The organism is Shinella lacus, assembly GCF_010994755.1.
Classification (GTDB): Bacteria; Pseudomonadota; Alphaproteobacteria; order Rhizobiales; family Rhizobiaceae; genus Shinella; species Shinella lacus.
Genome location: NZ_WHSB02000023.1, coordinates 1 through 17,444, shown reverse-complemented (window position 1 = coordinate 17,444; position 17,444 = coordinate 1). Strand labels below are relative to the sequence as shown.

13 protein-coding genes are annotated in these 17,444 nt (G+C 63.8%); 11 read left to right on the top strand and 2 right to left on the bottom strand.

Annotation, left to right across the window (positions count from 1 at the left end; all coding sequences use genetic code 11):
* Positions 1 to 5 precede the first annotated feature (5 nt).
* The 3 genes from GB927_RS32240 (at position 6) to GB927_RS32230 (ending at position 3,121) form a co-directional block, all read left to right on the top strand.
* Positions 6 to 887, top strand: coding sequence for a carbohydrate ABC transporter permease (locus tag GB927_RS32240; protein ID WP_256121283.1), 882 nt, complete (start codon positions 6 to 8; stop codon positions 885 to 887).
* Between the two features lie 13 nt (positions 888 to 900).
* Positions 901 to 1,320: a DUF2160 domain-containing protein gene (locus tag GB927_RS32235; RefSeq protein WP_256121282.1), complete on the top strand. Its 420-nt coding sequence runs from the start codon at positions 901 to 903 to the stop codon at positions 1,318 to 1,320.
* 79 nt (positions 1,321 to 1,399) lie between these two features.
* On the top strand, positions 1,400 to 3,121 hold the full coding sequence (locus GB927_RS32230; protein WP_256121281.1) for an ABC transporter substrate-binding protein: 1,722 nt from the start codon (positions 1,400 to 1,402) through the stop codon (positions 3,119 to 3,121).
* 89 nt (positions 3,122 to 3,210) lie between these two features.
* Here the strand turns inward: GB927_RS32230 and GB927_RS32225 are convergent, their stop codons facing one another.
* The gene (locus tag GB927_RS32225) at positions 3,211 to 3,843 is read right to left on the bottom strand and encodes a TetR/AcrR family transcriptional regulator (RefSeq protein WP_256121280.1); all 633 of its coding nucleotides are present in this window, start codon (positions 3,841 to 3,843) and stop codon (positions 3,211 to 3,213) included.
* A 76-nt stretch (positions 3,844 to 3,919) separates the two neighbouring features.
* Here GB927_RS32225 and GB927_RS32220 point away from each other — a divergent pair, with 76 nt between their 5' ends.
* From GB927_RS32220 to clpB, 8 genes are all read left to right on the top strand, one after another.
* Positions 3,920 to 4,909: an oxidoreductase gene (locus tag GB927_RS32220; protein ID WP_369431763.1), complete on the top strand. Its 990-nt coding sequence runs from the start codon at positions 3,920 to 3,922 to the stop codon at positions 4,907 to 4,909.
* The gene (locus tag GB927_RS32215; protein ID WP_256121278.1) at positions 4,906 to 5,472 is read left to right on the top strand and encodes a class I SAM-dependent methyltransferase; all 567 of its coding nucleotides are present in this window, start codon (positions 4,906 to 4,908) and stop codon (positions 5,470 to 5,472) included. Before GB927_RS32220 ends, GB927_RS32215 begins: the two co-directional genes overlap by 4 nt.
* 111 nt (positions 5,473 to 5,583) lie before the next feature.
* Positions 5,584 to 6,858 carry an aspartate kinase gene (locus tag GB927_RS32210; protein ID WP_256121277.1) on the top strand — a complete coding sequence of 425 codons (1,275 nt, stop codon included), beginning with the start codon at positions 5,584 to 5,586 and terminating at the stop codon, positions 6,856 to 6,858.
* 86 nt (positions 6,859 to 6,944) lie between these two features.
* Entirely contained in the window at positions 6,945 to 9,212 is a 2,268-nt protein-coding gene (gene ptsP, locus GB927_RS32205) for a phosphoenolpyruvate--protein phosphotransferase (protein WP_256121276.1), read from the top strand.
* 20 nt (positions 9,213 to 9,232) lie between these two features.
* Positions 9,233 to 10,315, top strand: coding sequence for a peptide chain release factor 1 (gene prfA, locus GB927_RS32200; protein WP_256121275.1), 1,083 nt, complete (start codon positions 9,233 to 9,235; stop codon positions 10,313 to 10,315).
* Complete coding sequence (prmC, locus tag GB927_RS32195; RefSeq protein ID WP_256121274.1) at positions 10,312 to 11,184, top strand: peptide chain release factor N(5)-glutamine methyltransferase; 873 nt, start codon at positions 10,312 to 10,314, stop codon at positions 11,182 to 11,184. The genes prfA and prmC overlap by 4 nt, the downstream gene beginning before the upstream one ends.
* Before the next feature lie 330 nt (positions 11,185 to 11,514).
* Positions 11,515 to 12,201, top strand: coding sequence for a DUF4167 domain-containing protein (locus tag GB927_RS32190; protein ID WP_256121273.1), 687 nt, complete (start codon positions 11,515 to 11,517; stop codon positions 12,199 to 12,201).
* Positions 12,202 to 12,455: 254 nt separating this feature from the next.
* Positions 12,456 to 15,062 (top strand): ATP-dependent chaperone ClpB, encoded by a 2,607-nt coding sequence (clpB, locus tag GB927_RS32185; RefSeq protein ID WP_256121272.1) that lies wholly within the window; start codon positions 12,456 to 12,458, stop codon positions 15,060 to 15,062.
* Positions 15,063 to 15,118: 56 nt separating this feature from the next.
* Here clpB and GB927_RS32180 read toward each other — a convergent pair whose 3' ends face one another.
* Positions 15,119 to 17,077, bottom strand: coding sequence for a M23 family metallopeptidase (locus GB927_RS32180; RefSeq protein WP_256121271.1), 1,959 nt, complete (start codon positions 17,075 to 17,077; stop codon positions 15,119 to 15,121).
* Between the last annotated feature and the right edge of the window lie 367 nt (positions 17,078 to 17,444).

Genomic DNA, 17,444 nt, shown 5'->3' with positions numbered 1-17,444 from the left:
AAACCATGACCTCACAGGCAACCACTGCAAACCCGATCCAGACCAGCACGGCGGCCCGCACCGGCGTGAAGGCCGGCGCGAACAGCAAGCGCAGCCTCTCCTGGCTCGTGCCGACGCTGTACATCGTCTTCCTGATGCTGCCGATCTACTGGCTCGTCAATATGAGCTTCAAGACGAATGCGGAGATCACCGGCGCCTTCTCGCTCTGGCCGGTCAATCCGACGCTTCGCAACTACACGGTGATCTTTACCGATCCGGCCTGGTATTCCGGCTATATCAACTCGATCATCTACGTGGTGCTGAACACGCTGATCTCGGTTTCCGTGGCGCTGCCGGCGGCCTATGCCTTCTCGCGCTACCGGTTCCTCGGCGACAAGCACCTGTTCTTCTGGCTTCTCACCAACCGCATGGCGCCGCCGGCCGTTTTCGCGCTGCCGTTCTTCCAGCTCTATTCGGCCTTCGGCCTGATCGACACGCATATCGCTGTCGCCATCGCGCACTGCCTGTTCAACGTGCCGCTCGCCGTCTGGATCCTCGAAGGCTTCATGTCGGGCGTGCCGAAGGAAATCGACGAGACGGCCTATATCGACGGTTACTCGTTCCCGAAATTCTTCGCCAAGATCTTCGTGCCGCTGATCGCCTCCGGCATCGGTGTCGCTGCCTTCTTCTGCTTCATGTTCTCCTGGGTCGAACTCCTGATCGCCCGCACGCTGACGACGACTGACGCCAAGCCGATCGCCGCCACGATGACGCGCACGGTCTCGGCGTCCGGTATGGACTGGGGCGTGCTGGCGGCGGCCGGCGTGCTGACCATCATCCCCGGCGCGCTCGTGATCTATTTCGTCCGCAATTACATTGCCAAGGGCTTTGCCCTTGGCCGCGTCTGAGGGGGAGGGGCTGATGGCCGCTGTCGTAAACCGCAACAATCGCTGGCCCGTGGCGCTCGTCGCCGTGCTCGTCCTCTATATCGTCATCGCCGGCGCGCTGTTCATGGGGCTTCCGGTCAAGGACGGCGAGCGCGACTTCTTTGCGCCGTTGATCACCGGCGGCTGGATGGCCTGGTCGTTTCCGACCGCCATGTTCTTCCTGACGATCTTCACGCTGATCGCGCTGATGGCCGTCTGGGAATATGCCCGGCCCGGCGGCAATCCGCGGGTCGGCATCCTGCGCTTCGAGACGACGCGCGGCGACCGGCTCTTCGTGTCGCTGCTCGGCTCCGCATTCATTCATCTCGCATGGTTGGGCCTCGTCGGCGCCAACCTGTGGTGGGCTCTTGCCTTGTCCGTGGTCTACGCCATCGGCGTGTTCCGCTTCGTCTAGGCAATCGGGAAGGGAGGCCCCGGGGAGAATTATGGGGCCTTCAACGCATGCAATCGCAAAACCCTAAGGGAGGATCAATATGCGAAAGCAACTTCTAACGACGACGGCAGTCATGCTGCTGGCGTTCACCGGCTCCGCATTTGCGGACATGGATGCTGCCAAGAAGTTCCTGGACGCGGAAATCGGCGATTTGTCCTCGCTCGACCGCGCTGGCCAGGAAGCGGAAATGCAGTGGTTCATCGACGCCGCCAAGCCGTTCGCCGGCATGGAAATCAAGGTCGTCTCCGAAACGATCACCACGCATGAATACGAATCGAAGGTCCTTGCACCGGCCTTCACCGCGATCACCGGCATCAAGATCACCCACGACCTGATCGGCGAGGGCGACGTCGTCGAAAAGCTGCAGACCCAGATGCAGTCGGGCGAAAACGTCTATGACGCCTATGTCAACGACTCCGACCTCATCGGCACGCATTGGCGCTACCAGCAGGCCCGTTCGCTCACCAAGTGGATGGCCAACGAAGGCAAGGACGTCACCAACCCGAACCTCGACCTCAACGACTTCATCGGCCTGAAGTTCACGACCGCTCCGGACGGCGACCTCTACCAGCTGCCCGACCAGCAGTTCGCGAACCTCTACTGGTTCCGTTATGACTGGTTCAACGACGCGAAGAACCAGGCGGACTTCAAGGCGAAATACGGCTACGACCTCGGCGTTCCGGTCAACTGGTCGGCTTACGAGGACATCGCCGAGTTCTTCACCGGCCGCGAGATCGACGGCAAGAAGGTCTATGGCCACATGGACTACGGCAAGAAGGACCCGTCGCTCGGCTGGCGCTTCACCGACGCCTGGCTCTCGATGGCCGGCAACGGCGACAAGGGCCTGCCGAACGGTCTTCCGGTCGACGAATGGGGCATCAAGGTCGACGAGAACTCGCGTCCGGTCGGCTCGTGCGTTGCGCGTGGCGGCGACACCAACGGCCCGGCTTCCGTCTACGCCATCCAGAAGTATCTCGACTGGCTGAAGGCCTATGCACCGGCTTCCGCCCAGGGCATGACCTTCTCGGAATCCGGCCCGGTTCCCTCGCAGGGCGAAGTCGCCCAGCAGATGTTCACCTATACGGCGTTCACCGCCGACTTCGTGAAGGACGGCCTGCCGGTCGTGAACGCGGACGGTACGCCGAAGTGGCGTTTTGCTCCGAGCCCGCACGGCGTCTACTGGAAGGACGGCATGAAGCTCGGTTACCAGGACGTGGGTTCCTGGACGCTTCTGAAGTCCACGCCGGACGACCGCGCCAAGGCCGCATGGCTCTATGCGCAGTTCGTCGTCTCCAAGACGGTTGACGTCAAGAAGAGCCATACCGGCCTGACGCTCATCCGCGAATCCTCGATCGCCCACAAGTCGTTTACGGAACGCGCACCGAAGCTCGGTGGTCTGATCGAGTTCTACCGTTCGCCGGCCCGCGTCCAGTGGTCGCCGACCGGTACGAACATCCCGGACTATCCGAAGCTGGCCCAGCTGTGGTGGCAGGCCATCGGCGATGCGTCGTCGGGTGCCAAGACCGCACAGGAAGCGATGGATTCGCTGTGCGCCGAGCAGGAAAAGGTGCTGGAGCGCCTCGAGCGCGCCGGCGTCCAGGGCGATATCGGCCCGAAGCTCGCCGAAGAGCACGATCTTGCCTACTGGAACAAGGATGCCGTCGAAAAGGGCAACATTGCTCCGCAGCTCAAGATCGAGAACGAGAAGGAAAAGCCGCTCACCGTCAACTATGACGAACTCGTCAAGAGCTGGCAGAAGTAAGATAAAACGGTAGCGGGCGGTTTTTCCGCCCGCACTCATCATCCGATCCCCTTTGCCCGCGTACCGAAAGGTGCGCGGGCCTTTTCGTTTCAGCCGAGTTTTTTCACCCAGAGCGTATCGATGATCGCCGGGAAAAGGCTTTCCAGCATGTCGGCTTCGTTGCCACCGCAGTCGTCGATGCGGGCGAGTTTCTTGTCGAGCGTCAGATGGGCAAAACCGTGTGCCGTCGACCAGATGCCGATCAGCATCGCCTCGCCCTCGGCGTCGAGCTCGGCGCCCTCCGGCTGCCCGCGAATGGCGAGCACGGTGCTTTCGAGCGCGTCCCATGCCTGTCCGGTTGCCTGCTCAAGTGAGGGCTGGTCCTTCTGCAGCATGTCGTGGCGGAACATCAGGTGGAAGCGCCCTGGAAAATCGAGCGCAAAGCGGACATAGCCGACGCCCTGCGCCTTGAGGCGGTCGGGGGGCGTGCCGCTTTCTCCCGCGACCATCAGGCGACGGGCGAGTTCCTGGTAGCCGAGGGCTGCGACTTCCGTCAGCAGGCCGGCGGTGCCGCCGAAATGATGCGAGGGGGCGGCGGGCGAGACGCCGGCACGGCGCGCCGTTTCGCGCAACGTGAAGCCTTCGAGGCCGCGTTCGGCAAGCAGTTCGTCGGCGGCGCGGATCAGTGCGTCGCGCAGGTGGCCGTGGTGATAGCCGCGTTCGGTGGTGTTCTTTTCGTTCATTGCAGGTCTCACGCGAATGTGATCTTTACAGTGTAAAGATCATGCTGTAGTGCAATATAAACACTGTTCAGATTCGATGCGAGGTATCATAATGCGTGCAGACGGTGTGGCAACCGCCGCGGGCGGGACAAGTGGGGACGCGTGGACGCTTTCGCAGATGCCGGACCAGACGGGCCGCCTGGCCATCGTCACCGGCGCCAATAGCGGCCTCGGCTTCCAGACGGCACGGGAGCTTGCCCGCAAGGGCGCGCAGGTCATCATGACGGCGCGCGACGAGGGGAAGGGGCAAATGGCGCTGGCGCGCCTCCGCGCCGAGCTTCCCGATGCCGCAATCGAGCTTCGGCGTCTCGATCTCGCGGATCTTGACGACGTCGAGGCCTTTTCCGATGCGCTGCTTGCCGAAGGCCGGCCGCTCGATCTCCTGATCAACAATGCCGGCGTCATGATGCCGCCGCGAGGAGTGACGCGACAGGGGCACGAGACCCAGTTCGGCGTCAATCATCTCGCCCATTTCGCGCTGACGCTTCGCCTGTTGCCGCTTCTTTCCGCTGCGGCGGGAAGCCGCGTCGCCACCGTGAGCTCCGATCTGCATCGCCGGGGCCGCATCCATTTCGAGGACCTGAAGGGCGAGAAAAGCTACAGCCGCATGGGTTTCTATGCGCAATCGAAATTCGCCAACGTGCTCTTCGCGCTGGAGCTCGACCGCCGGCTGAAGGCCGCGCGCCTGCCGGTGATCAGCGTGCTCGCCCATCCCGGTTATGCCGACACCAATCTCCAGACCAGCGCCACCTCCGGCGTGCTGCGGCTCTTCATGCGCATCGGCAACCGCTTCATGGCGCAGACTGCGGAACAGGGCGCGCTCAACCAGCTCTATGCGGCTACCGTAGAGGGCCTGAAAGGCGGCGCGTTCATCGGCCCGGACGGTTTTCGTGAGATGCGCGGATCGCCGACGCTGGTTCATCCGCTGGCCGCGGCAACCGACCCAACTCTTGCCGCAAAATTCTGGCGACTGTCCGAAGACCTGACCCTCCTGAAATTCCCCACGATCGCGGAGCGCATGCAATGACCACAACGACAATGGACGGCTGCCATTTCTTCCGCGAGTGGATCCGCGATCCGCTGCGGGTGGCGTCGATCACGCCCTCGGGCAAGGCGCTGGCCGATCTCATCGTGCGCGAGATCGGGCCTGAGACCGGCCGCGTCATTGAACTTGGGCCGGGCACCGGCGTTTTCACGCGCGCCCTGCTGCGGCGTGGGGTCGCGGAAGAGGACATCCTGCTCGTTGAGAAGGGGGTCGAATTCGCCGCACTGCTCCAGCAGCGCTTCCCCAAGGCGAAGATCGCCTGTATCGATGCGACGGATGTCGCGCGGTCCTGCCCGGAGACTGCTGGTGCTGCCATCAGCGGCCTGCCCTTGCTCTCGATGCGGCCGGAGACGGTGCGGGCGATCCTGGCCGGGACGTTTGAACGGCTTGGCGAGGGGGCGGCGCTCTATCAGTTCACCTATGGCCTGCGCTGCCCGGTGCCGCGCGCCGTGCTCGACGGGCTCGGGCTTACGGCCGTCCGCGTTGGCGGCACGCTGCGCAATGTGCCGCCCGCCTTCGTCTACCGCATCAGCCGCAAGGGCTGAGCGTACCGTTTGCCGGATTCCATGCATTGCACACCGCGGGGTCTTCCGCTAAGAGACCCCGCGGTTTCTCCCGCGCGCTCGCGCGTACATATGGAATAGCGGTACACACTCATGGCACGCATCGTGATGAAATTCGGCGGAACGTCCGTCGCTGACCTCGACCGTATCCACAATGTGGCCCGCCATGTGAAACGCGAGGTCGATGCCGGCCACGAGGTCGCCGTCGTCGTTTCCGCCATGTCCGGCAAGACCAACGAGCTGGTTGCCTGGGTGCAGGGCATGCCGAAGGTGACGGGCGCCAACTCGCCCTTCTACGACGCGCGCGAATATGACGCGATCGTCGCTTCCGGCGAACTGGTGACCGCCGGCCTTCTCGCTATCGCGCTCCAGTCGATGGGCATCGACGCCCGCTCCTGGCAGGGCTGGCAGATCCCGATCAAGACCGACAACGCGCATGGCGCCGCCCGCATCCTCGACATCGAGGGTTCGGAAATGATCCGCCGCATGGGCGAGGGCCAGGTGGCCGTCGTCGCCGGCTTCCAGGGTCTCGGCCCGGACAATCGCGTGGCCACGCTCGGCCGCGGCGGTTCGGATACCTCCGCTGTTGCGATTGCCGCGGCCGTCAAGGCGGATCGTTGCGACATCTATACCGACGTCGATGGCGTCTACACGACCGACCCGCGCATCGAGCCGAAGGCGCGCCGCCTGAAGAAGATCGCCTTCGAGGAAATGCTCGAAATGGCGTCGCTCGGCGCCAAGGTCCTGCAGGTGCGCTCGGTCGAGCTTGCCATGGTGCACAAGGTGCGCACCTTCGTTCGTTCCTCTTTCGAGGATCCCGATGCGCCGGGCATGGGCGATCTTCTGAACCCGCCCGGTACGCTGATTTGTGATGAGGAAGAGATCGTGGAACAGGAAGTCGTAACCGGCATCGCCTATGCCAAGGATGAAGCGCAGATTTCGCTCCGCCGCGTCGCCGACCGGCCGGGCGTTTCGGCCGCGATCTTCGGCCCGCTCGCCGAATCGCATATAAATGTCGACATGATCGTCCAGAACATTTCCGAGGACGGCTCGAAGACCGACATGACGTTCACCGTGCCCTCGGGCGACATGGAGAAGGCGCTGCGGGTGCTCGAAGGCGCCAAAGAGCAGGTCGGTTTCGACGTGATCCAGCACGAAACGGGCCTCGTGAAGGTCTCCGTCATCGGCATCGGCATGCGCAGCCATGCGGGTGTTGCGGCCTCCGCCTTCCGGGCGCTGGCCGACAAGGGCATCAACATCAAGGCGATCACCACCTCCGAGATCAAGATTTCCATTCTTATCGACGGTGCATATGCGGAACTCGCTGTTCGGACTTTGCATTCCGTTTACGGTCTCGATAAGAAGTAAGGACCGGCTGACTCGGCGCCGATCTTCTGATCGCCGGCGTAGCCAAGCGTCGGTGAGGTAACGTCATTTTCAGGAGACGCCACGCGATGAGAGATCTCTCCGCGGGTCCGCGCGTTCTTCTCAAGCGGCTGCGCGAATTGATGGCGGAGCCGCTCGAGCCGCAGGAGCGCCTAGACCAGATCGTGCGCCAGATCGCGCAGAACATGGTCGCGGAGGTGTGTTCCGTTTACGTGCTGCGCTCCGATGGCGTGCTCGAACTTTATGCGACCGAAGGTCTCAATCCCGGTGCCGTGCACCTGGCACAGCTCAAGATGGGCCAGGGCCTCGTCGGCACGATTGCCGCTTCCGCGCGGCCCCTGAACCTCTCCGACGCGCAATCCCATCCCGCGTTCACATACCTGCCGGAAACGGGCGAGGAGATCTACCACTCCTTCCTCGGCGTTCCTATCTTGCGAACCGGCAGGGCGCTCGGCGTGCTTGTCGTGCAGAACAAGGCGAGCCGCACCTACCGCGAAGACGAGGTGGAGGCGCTCGAAACGACGGCGATGGTGATTGCGGAAATGGTGGCGACCGGGGAGCTGAAGAAGCTCACCAAGCCCGGCCTCGAACTCGACCTCTCCCGCCCCGTCGCGATCGAGGGTTCGAGCTTCGGCGAAGGCATCGGCCTCGGCTATGTCGTGCTGCACGAGCCGCGCATCGTCGTCACCAACCTGTTGAACGAAGATTCCGAGCACGAACTCGGCCGTCTGGCCGAGGCGCTCGGCTCGCTGCGCATCTCGATCGACGACATGCTGTCGCGCCGCGAGGTGTCGATGGAGGGCGAGCACCGCGAGGTGCTGGAAACCTACCGCATGTTCGCGCATGACCGCGGCTGGGTAAGAAAGCTCGAAGAGGCGATCCGCAACGGCCTGACGGCGGAAGCGGCGGTCGAGCGGGTACAGAGCGAGACGAAGGCGCGCATGATCCGCCTGACGGACCCGTATCTGCGCGAGCGCATGCATGATTTCGACGATCTGGCGAACCGCCTGCTGCGCCAGTTGACGGGCTACGGCGCGAAACTATCGGCCAGCAGCTTCCCGAACGATGCGATTGTCGTGGCGCGTGCCATGGGTGCCGCCGAACTGCTCGATTATCCGCGCCAGAACGTGCGCGGCCTCGTGCTCGAAGAGGGCGCGGTGACGAGCCATGTGGTGATCGTCGCGCGCGCCATGGGCATTCCGGTGGTTGGCCAGGCGGCGGGCGCGGTGGCGCTTGCGGAAAACGGTGACTCCATCATCGTCGATGGCGAGGATGCACGGGTGCATCTGCGGCCGCTGGCGGATCTCCAGCGTTCCTACGAAGAGAAGGTCCGCTTCCGGGCTCGCCGGCAGGAACAGTACCGGGCGCTGCGGGCCGTCGAGCCGGTGACGAAGGACGGCCGCCACATCAATCTCCAGATGAATGCCGGCCTTCTGGTCGACCTGCCGCATCTCAACGAATCCGGTGCCTCCGGCATCGGCCTGTTCCGCACCGAACTCCAGTTCATGATCGCCTCGACCATGCCGAAGGCGGAGGAGCAGGAGGCGTTCTATCGCAACGTGCTGAAGCAGGCCGGCGGCCGGCCGGTGACGTTCCGCACGCTCGATATCGGCGGCGACAAGGTCGTGCCCTATTTCCGCGCGGCGGAAGAGGAAAACCCGGCGCTCGGCTGGCGGGCCATCCGCCTGTCGCTCGACCGGCCGGGCCTGCTGCGCACGCAGCTTCGCGCCATGTTGCGGGCGGCGGCGGGCGCGGACCTGCGCATGATGCTGCCGATGGTGACCGAAGTCTCCGAGCTGAAGGAGGTCCGCGACCTTCTCCAGAAGGAGATCCAGCGCCAATCGAAGATCGGCGAGCAGTTGCCTAAGAAGCTGCAATTCGGCGCGATGCTGGAAGTGCCGGCGCTGCTCTGGCAGCTCGACGAGCTGATGGCCGAGGTCGATTTCGTCTCGGTCGGCTCGAACGACCTGTTCCAGTTCGCCATGGCGGTCGACCGCGGCAATGCCCGCGTCTCCGATCGTTTCGACACGCTCGGCCGGCCGTTCCTGCGCATCCTGCGCGACATCGTGCGGGCCGGCGAGCGCAACGAGACCTCGGTGACGCTCTGCGGCGAGATGGCGAGCAAGCCAATTTCCGCCATGGCGCTGCTCGGCATCGGTTTCCGCTCCGTCTCGATGTCGCCGGCGGCGATCGGCCCGGTGAAGTCGATGCTGCTTTCACTCGATGCGGCAAAACTCGAGGCGGTGCTGATGCCGGCACTCGACGACACGAAGCCGACGGCCTCGATCCGCCAGATCCTCACCGACTTTGCGGCCGAAAACGGCGTTCCGCTTTGAAATTGACTGGAGTTTAAACGGTGGCGAAGCTTCCCGTTGAAAAGATGCGTGACCTTGAACGCCGTTTCGGCGAGATCGAGGCACGCATGTCGGCGGGGCCGGATTCGGAGACCTATGTGCGTCTCGCCTCGGAATATTCCGAGCTTCAGCCCGTCGTGACGAAAATCCGCGAATACCAGAAGGTCAATGGCGAGATCGCCGACCTTGAGGTGCTGCTCAACGACAAGGCGACCGACCGGGAGATGCGCGATCTCGCGGAGATGGAGCTGCCGGAGCAGAAGGAGCGGCTCGAAGGTCTCGAAAAGGAGATGCAGATCCTGCTTCTCCCGAAGGACGCGGCCGACGAGAAGAGCGCGATCCTTGAAATCCGCGCCGGTACGGGCGGCTCGGAGGCAGCACTTTTTGCCGGCGACCTGTTTCGCATGTACGAGCGTTACGCCGCCGCCAATGGCTGGAAGGTCGAGGTGCTCTCTTCCAGCGAGGGCGAGGCGGGCGGCTTCAAGGAAATCATCGCCACCATCACCGGGCGCGGCGTGTTCGCCAAGCTAAAGTTCGAATCGGGCGTGCACCGCGTGCAGCGCGTTCCGGAAACAGAGGCGAGCGGGCGCATCCATACGTCCGCAGCGACCGTCGCGGTGCTGCCGGAAGCGGAAGAAATCGACATCGAGGTACGCGCGGAAGACATCCGCATCGACACGATGCGTTCGTCGGGTGCCGGCGGCCAGCACGTCAACACGACGGACTCGGCGGTGCGCATCACGCATCTTCCGACCGGCCTCGTCGTGACGAGCTCGGAAAAATCGCAGCACCAGAACCGGGCCAAGGCCATGCAGGTGCTGCGCTCGCGGCTCTATGACATGGAGCGCCAGCGCGCCGACAGCGAACGCTCCGCCGACCGCAGAAGCCAGGTCGGCTCCGGCGACCGGTCCGAGCGCATCCGCACCTACAATTTCCCGCAAGGCCGCGTCACGGACCACCGCATCAACCTGACGCTCTACAAGCTCGACCGTATGATGATCGGCGAAATCGACGAAGTGGTCGATGCGCTGGTCGCCGATTACCAGGCCGGCCAGCTGGCACAGCTCGGCGAACAGGGCCGATGAGCGGCGCCACGCTCGCCGAGGCGCTGGCCACGGCGCGGCGCCGGCTTTCGGAGGCGGGCCTTGCGGATGGCGCGCTCGACGCGCGGCGGCTGATCGCCGGCCTTCTCGACCTGTCGCCCACGGCCTTCGTCACCGATGGCGCGCGCGCGCTCGACGGTGCGCAGCAGGCGGCCATCGACCGGGCGCTGGCGCGGCGCGTGGCGCGCGAGCCGGTGCACCGCATCCTCGGTCGCCGGGCCTTTTCGCGGCTCGATCTCGCGCTCTCGCCTGAAACGCTGGAGCCGCGGCCGGATACCGAAGTGCTCGTCGACACGCTGGTGCCCCACGCGACGCGCATGGTTGGCGAGACCGGCGGCTGTCGCATCCTGGATCTGGGCACGGGAACGGGGGCGATCTGTCTTGCGCTGCTCGATCTCGTCGCGGGCGCCACGGGTGTCGGAACCGATCTTTCGCCCGGCGCCCTTGAAACGGCGCGGCGCAATGCCGACATCAATGGGGTCGCAGACCGCTTCGAGGCGGTCGAGAGCGACTGGTTTGCAGCTGTGGCCGGGGTGTTCGACATCATTGTGTCAAATCCTCCCTATATCGTCCGCTCCGTGATCGGAACGCTGGACGACGAGGTGCGGCTCTACGATCCGATCCTGGCGCTGGATGGCGGAGACGACGGGCTCGATGCCTACCGCACGATTGCAGCCGGGGCGGGCGATCATCTTCGGGACAACGGCCTGGTGGCTTACGAAATCGGTTACGACCAGAAGGATCAGGTCACCGCGATCATGCGCGAAAACGGTTTTGCGCGAATCGAGGCGGTCAGGGATTTCGGCGGCAACGACCGCGTTCTCCTCTTCACAAAAGCGGCGGTTGTTTAAATCTTGTTGCGCAAGCGCAGCAATTTCCGCAACCGCAAAGAAAAGGCTTGGAATCGTAGAGGAAGCGGGCTAGGTTGCGGGCACGCACTGGGCAAGAGGTCATGGCACAGAGATTCGTTCCTGCATGATCCGATCGCGAGGGTTGCTCTCTCCGAAGAGTTGCTAGGGTTGAAGACTGCCCCGTGCGGGTACCTGTTAATTTGACGTCTTACAGCGACAGGACCACCGACCGGCGTGGTTTGCCCGCGGGTAAGGATGCTTGATCTGGCGTGTCCCGATCAGGCGTCAGACACATGATCATCAAGACACGATACGTTAGGTGAGTGACATATGAGGCCAGGACAGCAAAACAAGCGCGGCCGCGGGCGTAACAACAACAATAACAATAATAACAACAGCAATAACAACAATAACAACAACAACCACCGCAAGGGTGGCAATCCCCTGACGAGGACCTACGACAGTTCGGGTCCGGACGTGAAGATCAGGGGCACGGCCCAGCATATCGCTGAGAAATATTCGGCGCTGGCCCGCGACGCCCATAGCTCCGGTGACCGCGTCATGGCGGAAAACTATCTTCAGCATGCCGAGCACTACAATCGCATCATTGCCGCCGCTCAGGCGCAGATGCAGGACCGCTTCCCGCGGGATGAGCGCCCGGACAATGCCGATCGGAACGATTTCAACGACCGTGACGGCTACGACCGTGATCAGGACGAAGTCGATTCGACGGCCGTCGACGAGCCGGCACACGTTGCCGCAGCACCGGCCCCAGCCCCCGTGGTGGTTCCTGTCGAACAGCCCGTCATCGACGGTTCCGGCCCGCAGCCGGTGATCGAAGGCACGCCGGCTGAAGTCTCGCTCGAAGAGGAAGCCGCTGCCCCCGCCGGCCGTGCTCCGGCACGCCGCCGCAGCGCACCGCGCCCGCGCCGTCCGCGCCGTGGCGAAGCCGGGGCCGCCGGCGACGAAGCACAGCCTGCCGGCGAAGACGCTCCGGCGCTCGAAGCCTCGGAATAACGGCATCTGCCCAGCATCGAAGAACCCGGCCTCGCGCCGGGTTCTTGCGCTTTGCAAGGTCGACCTGGAAAAATCTCGGCCCGGGCCTGCGGCGCTCCCTTTAATTCACAAAATGCCTCCACCATATTCCCCTCAGGCGGTTGACCCGGCGCAAGGCCGGAGCACCGCACGCATGAAAGGTTCGCCTTGATGGGAGCCTTATCCTAATCGTCGACCGGTGCCTTGAAGGGCCGGCCGAGTACTGGAGGCAGATGATGAATATTGAAAAATACTCCGAACGCGTCCGCGGGTTCCTGCAATCCGCCCAGACGAAGGCGCTGGCCGACGGCCATCCGCAGTTCACCGCAGAGCATGTTCTGAAAGTGCTGCTCGATGACGAGCAGGGCATGGCCGCCTCGCTTATCGAACGGGCTGGTGGCAGCGCGCGCGATGCGCGGACCGCCAACGATGCCGCCCTCGCCAAGCAGCCGAAAACCACCGGCGGCAACGGCCAAGTCTACCTTTCGCAGCCGCTCGCCAAGGTCTTCTCGACCGCCGAAGACGCCGCCAAGAAGGCCGGCGACAGCTTCGTCACCGTCGAACGCCTGTTGCTGGCGCTCGCAATCGAAAAATCCGCCGCGACTGCCGAAATCCTGGCGAAGGCCGGCGTGACGCCGACCAAGCTCAACCAGGTGATCAACGACATCCGCAAGGGCCGCACCGCCGATACGGCGAGCGCCGAGCAGGGTTTCGATTCGCTCAAGAAGTTCGCCCGTGACCTGACGGCCGATGCGCGCGAAGGCCGCCTCGACCCGGTGATCGGCCGCGACGACGAAATCCGCCGCACCATCCAGGTCCTTTCCCGCCGCACGAAGAACAACCCGGTCCTCATCGGCGAACCCGGCGTCGGCAAGACGGCGATCGCCGAAGGCCTTGCGCTGCGCATCGTCAACGGCGACGTGCCGGAGAGCCTGAAAGAGAAGAAGCTGATGGCGCTCGACATGGGCGCGCTGATCGCTGGTGCGAAATATCGCGGTGAATTCGAGGAGCGCCTGAAGGCCGTACTTGCCGAAGTGCAGGCGGAAGACGGCGAGATCATTCTGTTCATCGACGAGATGCACACGCTGGTCGGGGCCGGCAAGGCGGAAGGGGCGATGGACGCCTCCAACCTGCTGAAGCCCGCGCTCGCCCGTGGCGAATTGCACTGCGTCGGCGCCACCACGCTCGATGAATACCGCAAGCATGTCGAGAAGGACGCTGCCCTTGCCCGCCGGTTCCAGCCCGTCATGGTGGACGAACCGACCGTCGAGGACACGATCTCGATCCTGCGCGGCCTGAAGGAAAAGTACGAGCAGCACCACAAGGTCCGCATCGCCGATGCCGCCCTTGTTGCCGCCGCGACGCTCTCCAACCGCTACATCTCGGATCGCTTCCTGCCGGACAAGGCGATCGACCTGATGGACGAAGCCGCCTCGCGGCTGCGCATGCAGGTCGATTCCAAGCCGGAAGAGCTCGACGAACTCGATCGCCGCATCATCCAGCTGAAGATCGAGCGCGAAGCCTTGAAGAAGGAAACCGACCGCTCGTCGCAGGACCGGCTTGAAAAGCTCGAACTGGACCTCACCGCGCTCGAAGAGCAGGCCGATGCGCTGACCGCGCGCTGGCAGGCGGAAAAGTCGAAGCTCGGCCGCGCCGCCGACCTGAAGGGCCAGCTTGATGAGCTGCGCAACGAACTGGCCATTGCCCAGCGCAAGGGCGAGTTCCAGCGCGCCGGCGAGCTTGCCTATGGCATCATTCCGAAGCTCGAAAAGGAGCTGGAAGACGCCGAGGGCCGCGATGCCGGCGATGTCGATCCGATGGTGCAGGAGGTCGTGACCGCCGACAACATCGCCCATATCGTCTCCCGCTGGACCGGCATTCCGGTCGACAAGATGCTGGAAGGCGAGCGCGACAAGCTGCTGCGCATGGAAGACGATCTCGCCAAATGGGTTGTCGGCCAGGGTGATGCCGTGCAGGCGGTTTCCCGCGCGGTGCGCCGTGCGCGCGCCGGCCTTCAGGATCCGAACCGGCCGATCGGCTCGTTCATCTTCCTCGGCCCGACCGGCGTCGGCAAGACGGAGCTCACCAAGGCGCTCGCCCGCTTCCTCTTCGACGACGAGACGGCGATCCAGCGCATGGACATGTCGGAATATATGGAGAAACACTCCGTGGCCCGGCTGATCGGTGCGCCTCCGGGCTATGTCGGTTATGAGGAAGGCGGTGCCTTGACCGAAGCCGTCCGCCGCCGGCCCTACCAGGTCGTGTTGTTCGACGAAATCGAAAAGGCGCATCCGGATGTCTTCAACGTGCTCCTGCAGGTCCTCGACGACGGCCGCCTGACCGATGGCCAGGGCCGCACCGTCGATTTCCGCAACACGATGATCATCATGACCTCGAACCTCGGTGCGGAATATCTCACCGCGCTTGGCGAGAACGAGGATAGCGATACGGTGCGCGACCAGGTGATGGATGTCGTGAAGATGGCATTCCGGCCGGAATTCCTGAACCGCGTCGACGAGATCATCCTGTTCCACCGCCTGCGGCGGACGGAAATGGGCGCGATCGTCGCCATCCAGCTGGAGCGGCTGCGGAAGCTGCTCGTCGATCGCAAGATCGTTCTCGATCTCGACGAGGAAGCCGTGCACTGGCTGGCGGAAAAGGGTTACGATCCGGTCTATGGTGCGCGTCCGCTGAAGCGGGCGATCCAGAAGCATCTTCAGGATCCGCTGGCGGAGAAGATCCTCTCCGGCGATATCCCGGACGGCGTGACCGTCAAGGTGACCGCCGGTTCCGACCGGCTGCTCTTCTCGCCGCGCGTTGCGACGGTGAGCAAGGCCGCCTGAGGCGCATCATCGATCTTGAAAAAAGAAGCGCGGGTCTCGGCCCGCGCTTTTCTCGTTCAGTGGGTTTCCGCGACTTCCGTCGGGTCGTCGCCGCGGCCGAGCAGGTCGTCGATGCGCTTGCGCTCCAATTCGAACTGGGCGAGCGCCTTGCCTTCCAGCGATTTGCCGCCGGGCAGGCGGATCTTCAGCGCATCCACCTTGTTGCCGTTGACGATCAGCTCGTAGTGCAGGTGCGGGCCGGTCGAAAGGCCGGTCGTGCCGACGAAGCCGATCACCTGGCCCTGGCGCACTTTCACGCCCGGCTTGATGCCCTTGGCGATCGCGCTCTGGTGATTGTAGGACGAGACGTAACCGTTGGCATGACGGATCAGCGTCTGGTTGCCGTAGCCGCCGGAATCCCAGCCGGCCTTTTCGACCACGCCGTTGCCGGCCGCGATGATCGGCGTGCCGCGCGGTGCCGCCCAGTCGACGCCGGTATGCATGCGCGAGAAACCAAGGATCGGATGGCGGCGCATGCCGAAGCCGGAGCGGAAGACTCCGTTCGGCACGGGATTGCGCAGCAGGAACTGCCGGATGCTCTTGCCGGCCTCGTCATAGTAGTCGACGGATTCGTCGTCCGGGTTCTGGAAGCGGTAGACGCGGGTTTCCGTGTCGCCGAACTTGGCATCGAGGAAGAGGATTTCCGACTCTTCCGTCGCCGTGCCCTTTTCGTCGGTGACGGAGAAGAAGGCTTCAAGTGAATCCGTCGGCCGAAGCTGCGCCTGGAAATCGACATTGCTGGCGAGGATGCGGATGACTTCCGTCGTCATGTCCTTGCCCATGCCGTAGGAGAGGGCGGCGCGGTAGATGCCGTCATAGACGCGTGGCAGGTCGCGCCCGGCAATGATCGCCGGCCGGCCGTCATCGTCGAAGGCGGTCGCCACCGCATCGAGCACCGGCGGTTCGGCGCCGCTGACGAAACGGCCGCTGTCGTCCAGCGCCGCCGTCGTCACATGGCGGCCGCGCGAATAGACGCTGGCGCGCACGATGCTGGCTTCCTTGCCCTTCTGCGAAATGCAAATGCGCAGCACGTCGCCCTCGGCAAGCTCGCGGCTGCCGAGCTGGCTTTCGAGATAGGCGGAAAGATCGTCGCCCTGCGCCTTGGTGTACCCGGCCGCCGTCATGATCTGGTCGATCTCGGCCGTGCGGCGCACGGGGATGACGTCGTCGGCATATTCGGTATCGTCGGGCGTCAGCGTGTCGAAGTTCGAAACGCTCATATTCTCCTCGACCACGCGGGCGGTCAGCCCCTGCAACAGGTCGAGGTCGGTGCTTTCCGAGGCGAAGCGCTGCGGGTCGACATAAGAGAGGGAGGCGACCTGCGAACTACCGTCCGTCAGCACCGAACCGTTGGTACGCACATTCTCCTCGACTTCCTCGATCGACATCTGGTCGGCATAGTCGAGCGCCGAGCCGCCGGTCGGGAAGGCATCTGTCTGCAAGGCCACTTCGGATTCGACGTCCGAACCATAGATCGTGCCCATGCGCGAGGCAGGCGCGGCATCCCGGCCGTTGGTGGAGAAGATCGCCAGCGGATCGAAGCGCGGATAATCCTCGCTCGTCGCGTGGTTTGCCGCGAGCGCCATCTTCACATGGGCAAAGGGCTGGCGGCGCACGACTTCCTTTTCACCGTCATGGATCATGGTGGAGATTTCCATGATCTTCTTGTCGGCGGGTTTGGCGACGATCGCCGTCTCTATGACGCGCTCGCCGCGTTTTGCCGTTTCGCCGGTCTTGCTCGTCTGGTTGGGCGTGCCGAGGGCCGCGAAGGCTTCGGCCGGAATGGCAAGCTGCTGGCGGCCGTCCAGGGCAGCAAAGAGAGCCACACCCATAAGGATGGAAGAGGTGATGCCGGTCAGGAAGGTGCCGGAGAGCCAGCGTAGGGAAATTTCGCGACGGTCGGGCGCCTTGCGCCCGTCAGCGAGGATCGGCGGTTCGTTGCCGAGGGATCGGATCATGTTCCGGTCAGTGGTCATGCCGATTGCGCTTCGCCCTGTGTCGTTTGTTATGGTTTTCAGCGCGCGACCATGCACGCGGGAGGGCATGCGAGTCAAATCACGCGGGTTCTTAACAATCCTTAAGACGTGCGGATTGTGAAAATCTGAGGGCAGGCGCTGCCGTTTGCGGTTCGGTGGGCGCAAAAGCCCTGAAAATCCGGGGGAAGTGAGAGGGCGGGATGCTTTTCCGAAGAAATTTTCAAAAAAATGTCACATGCCCTGTTGACGTGTTCGTATAGGTGGGCTTATAACCCGCTCATCGAACGAGAGCGGCGGCGCTTCTGGCGGCCGACGAACTCGCTCCAAGGTTTCCTGACGGAGCTGGTGAGAATTGAGCCGAACCTGG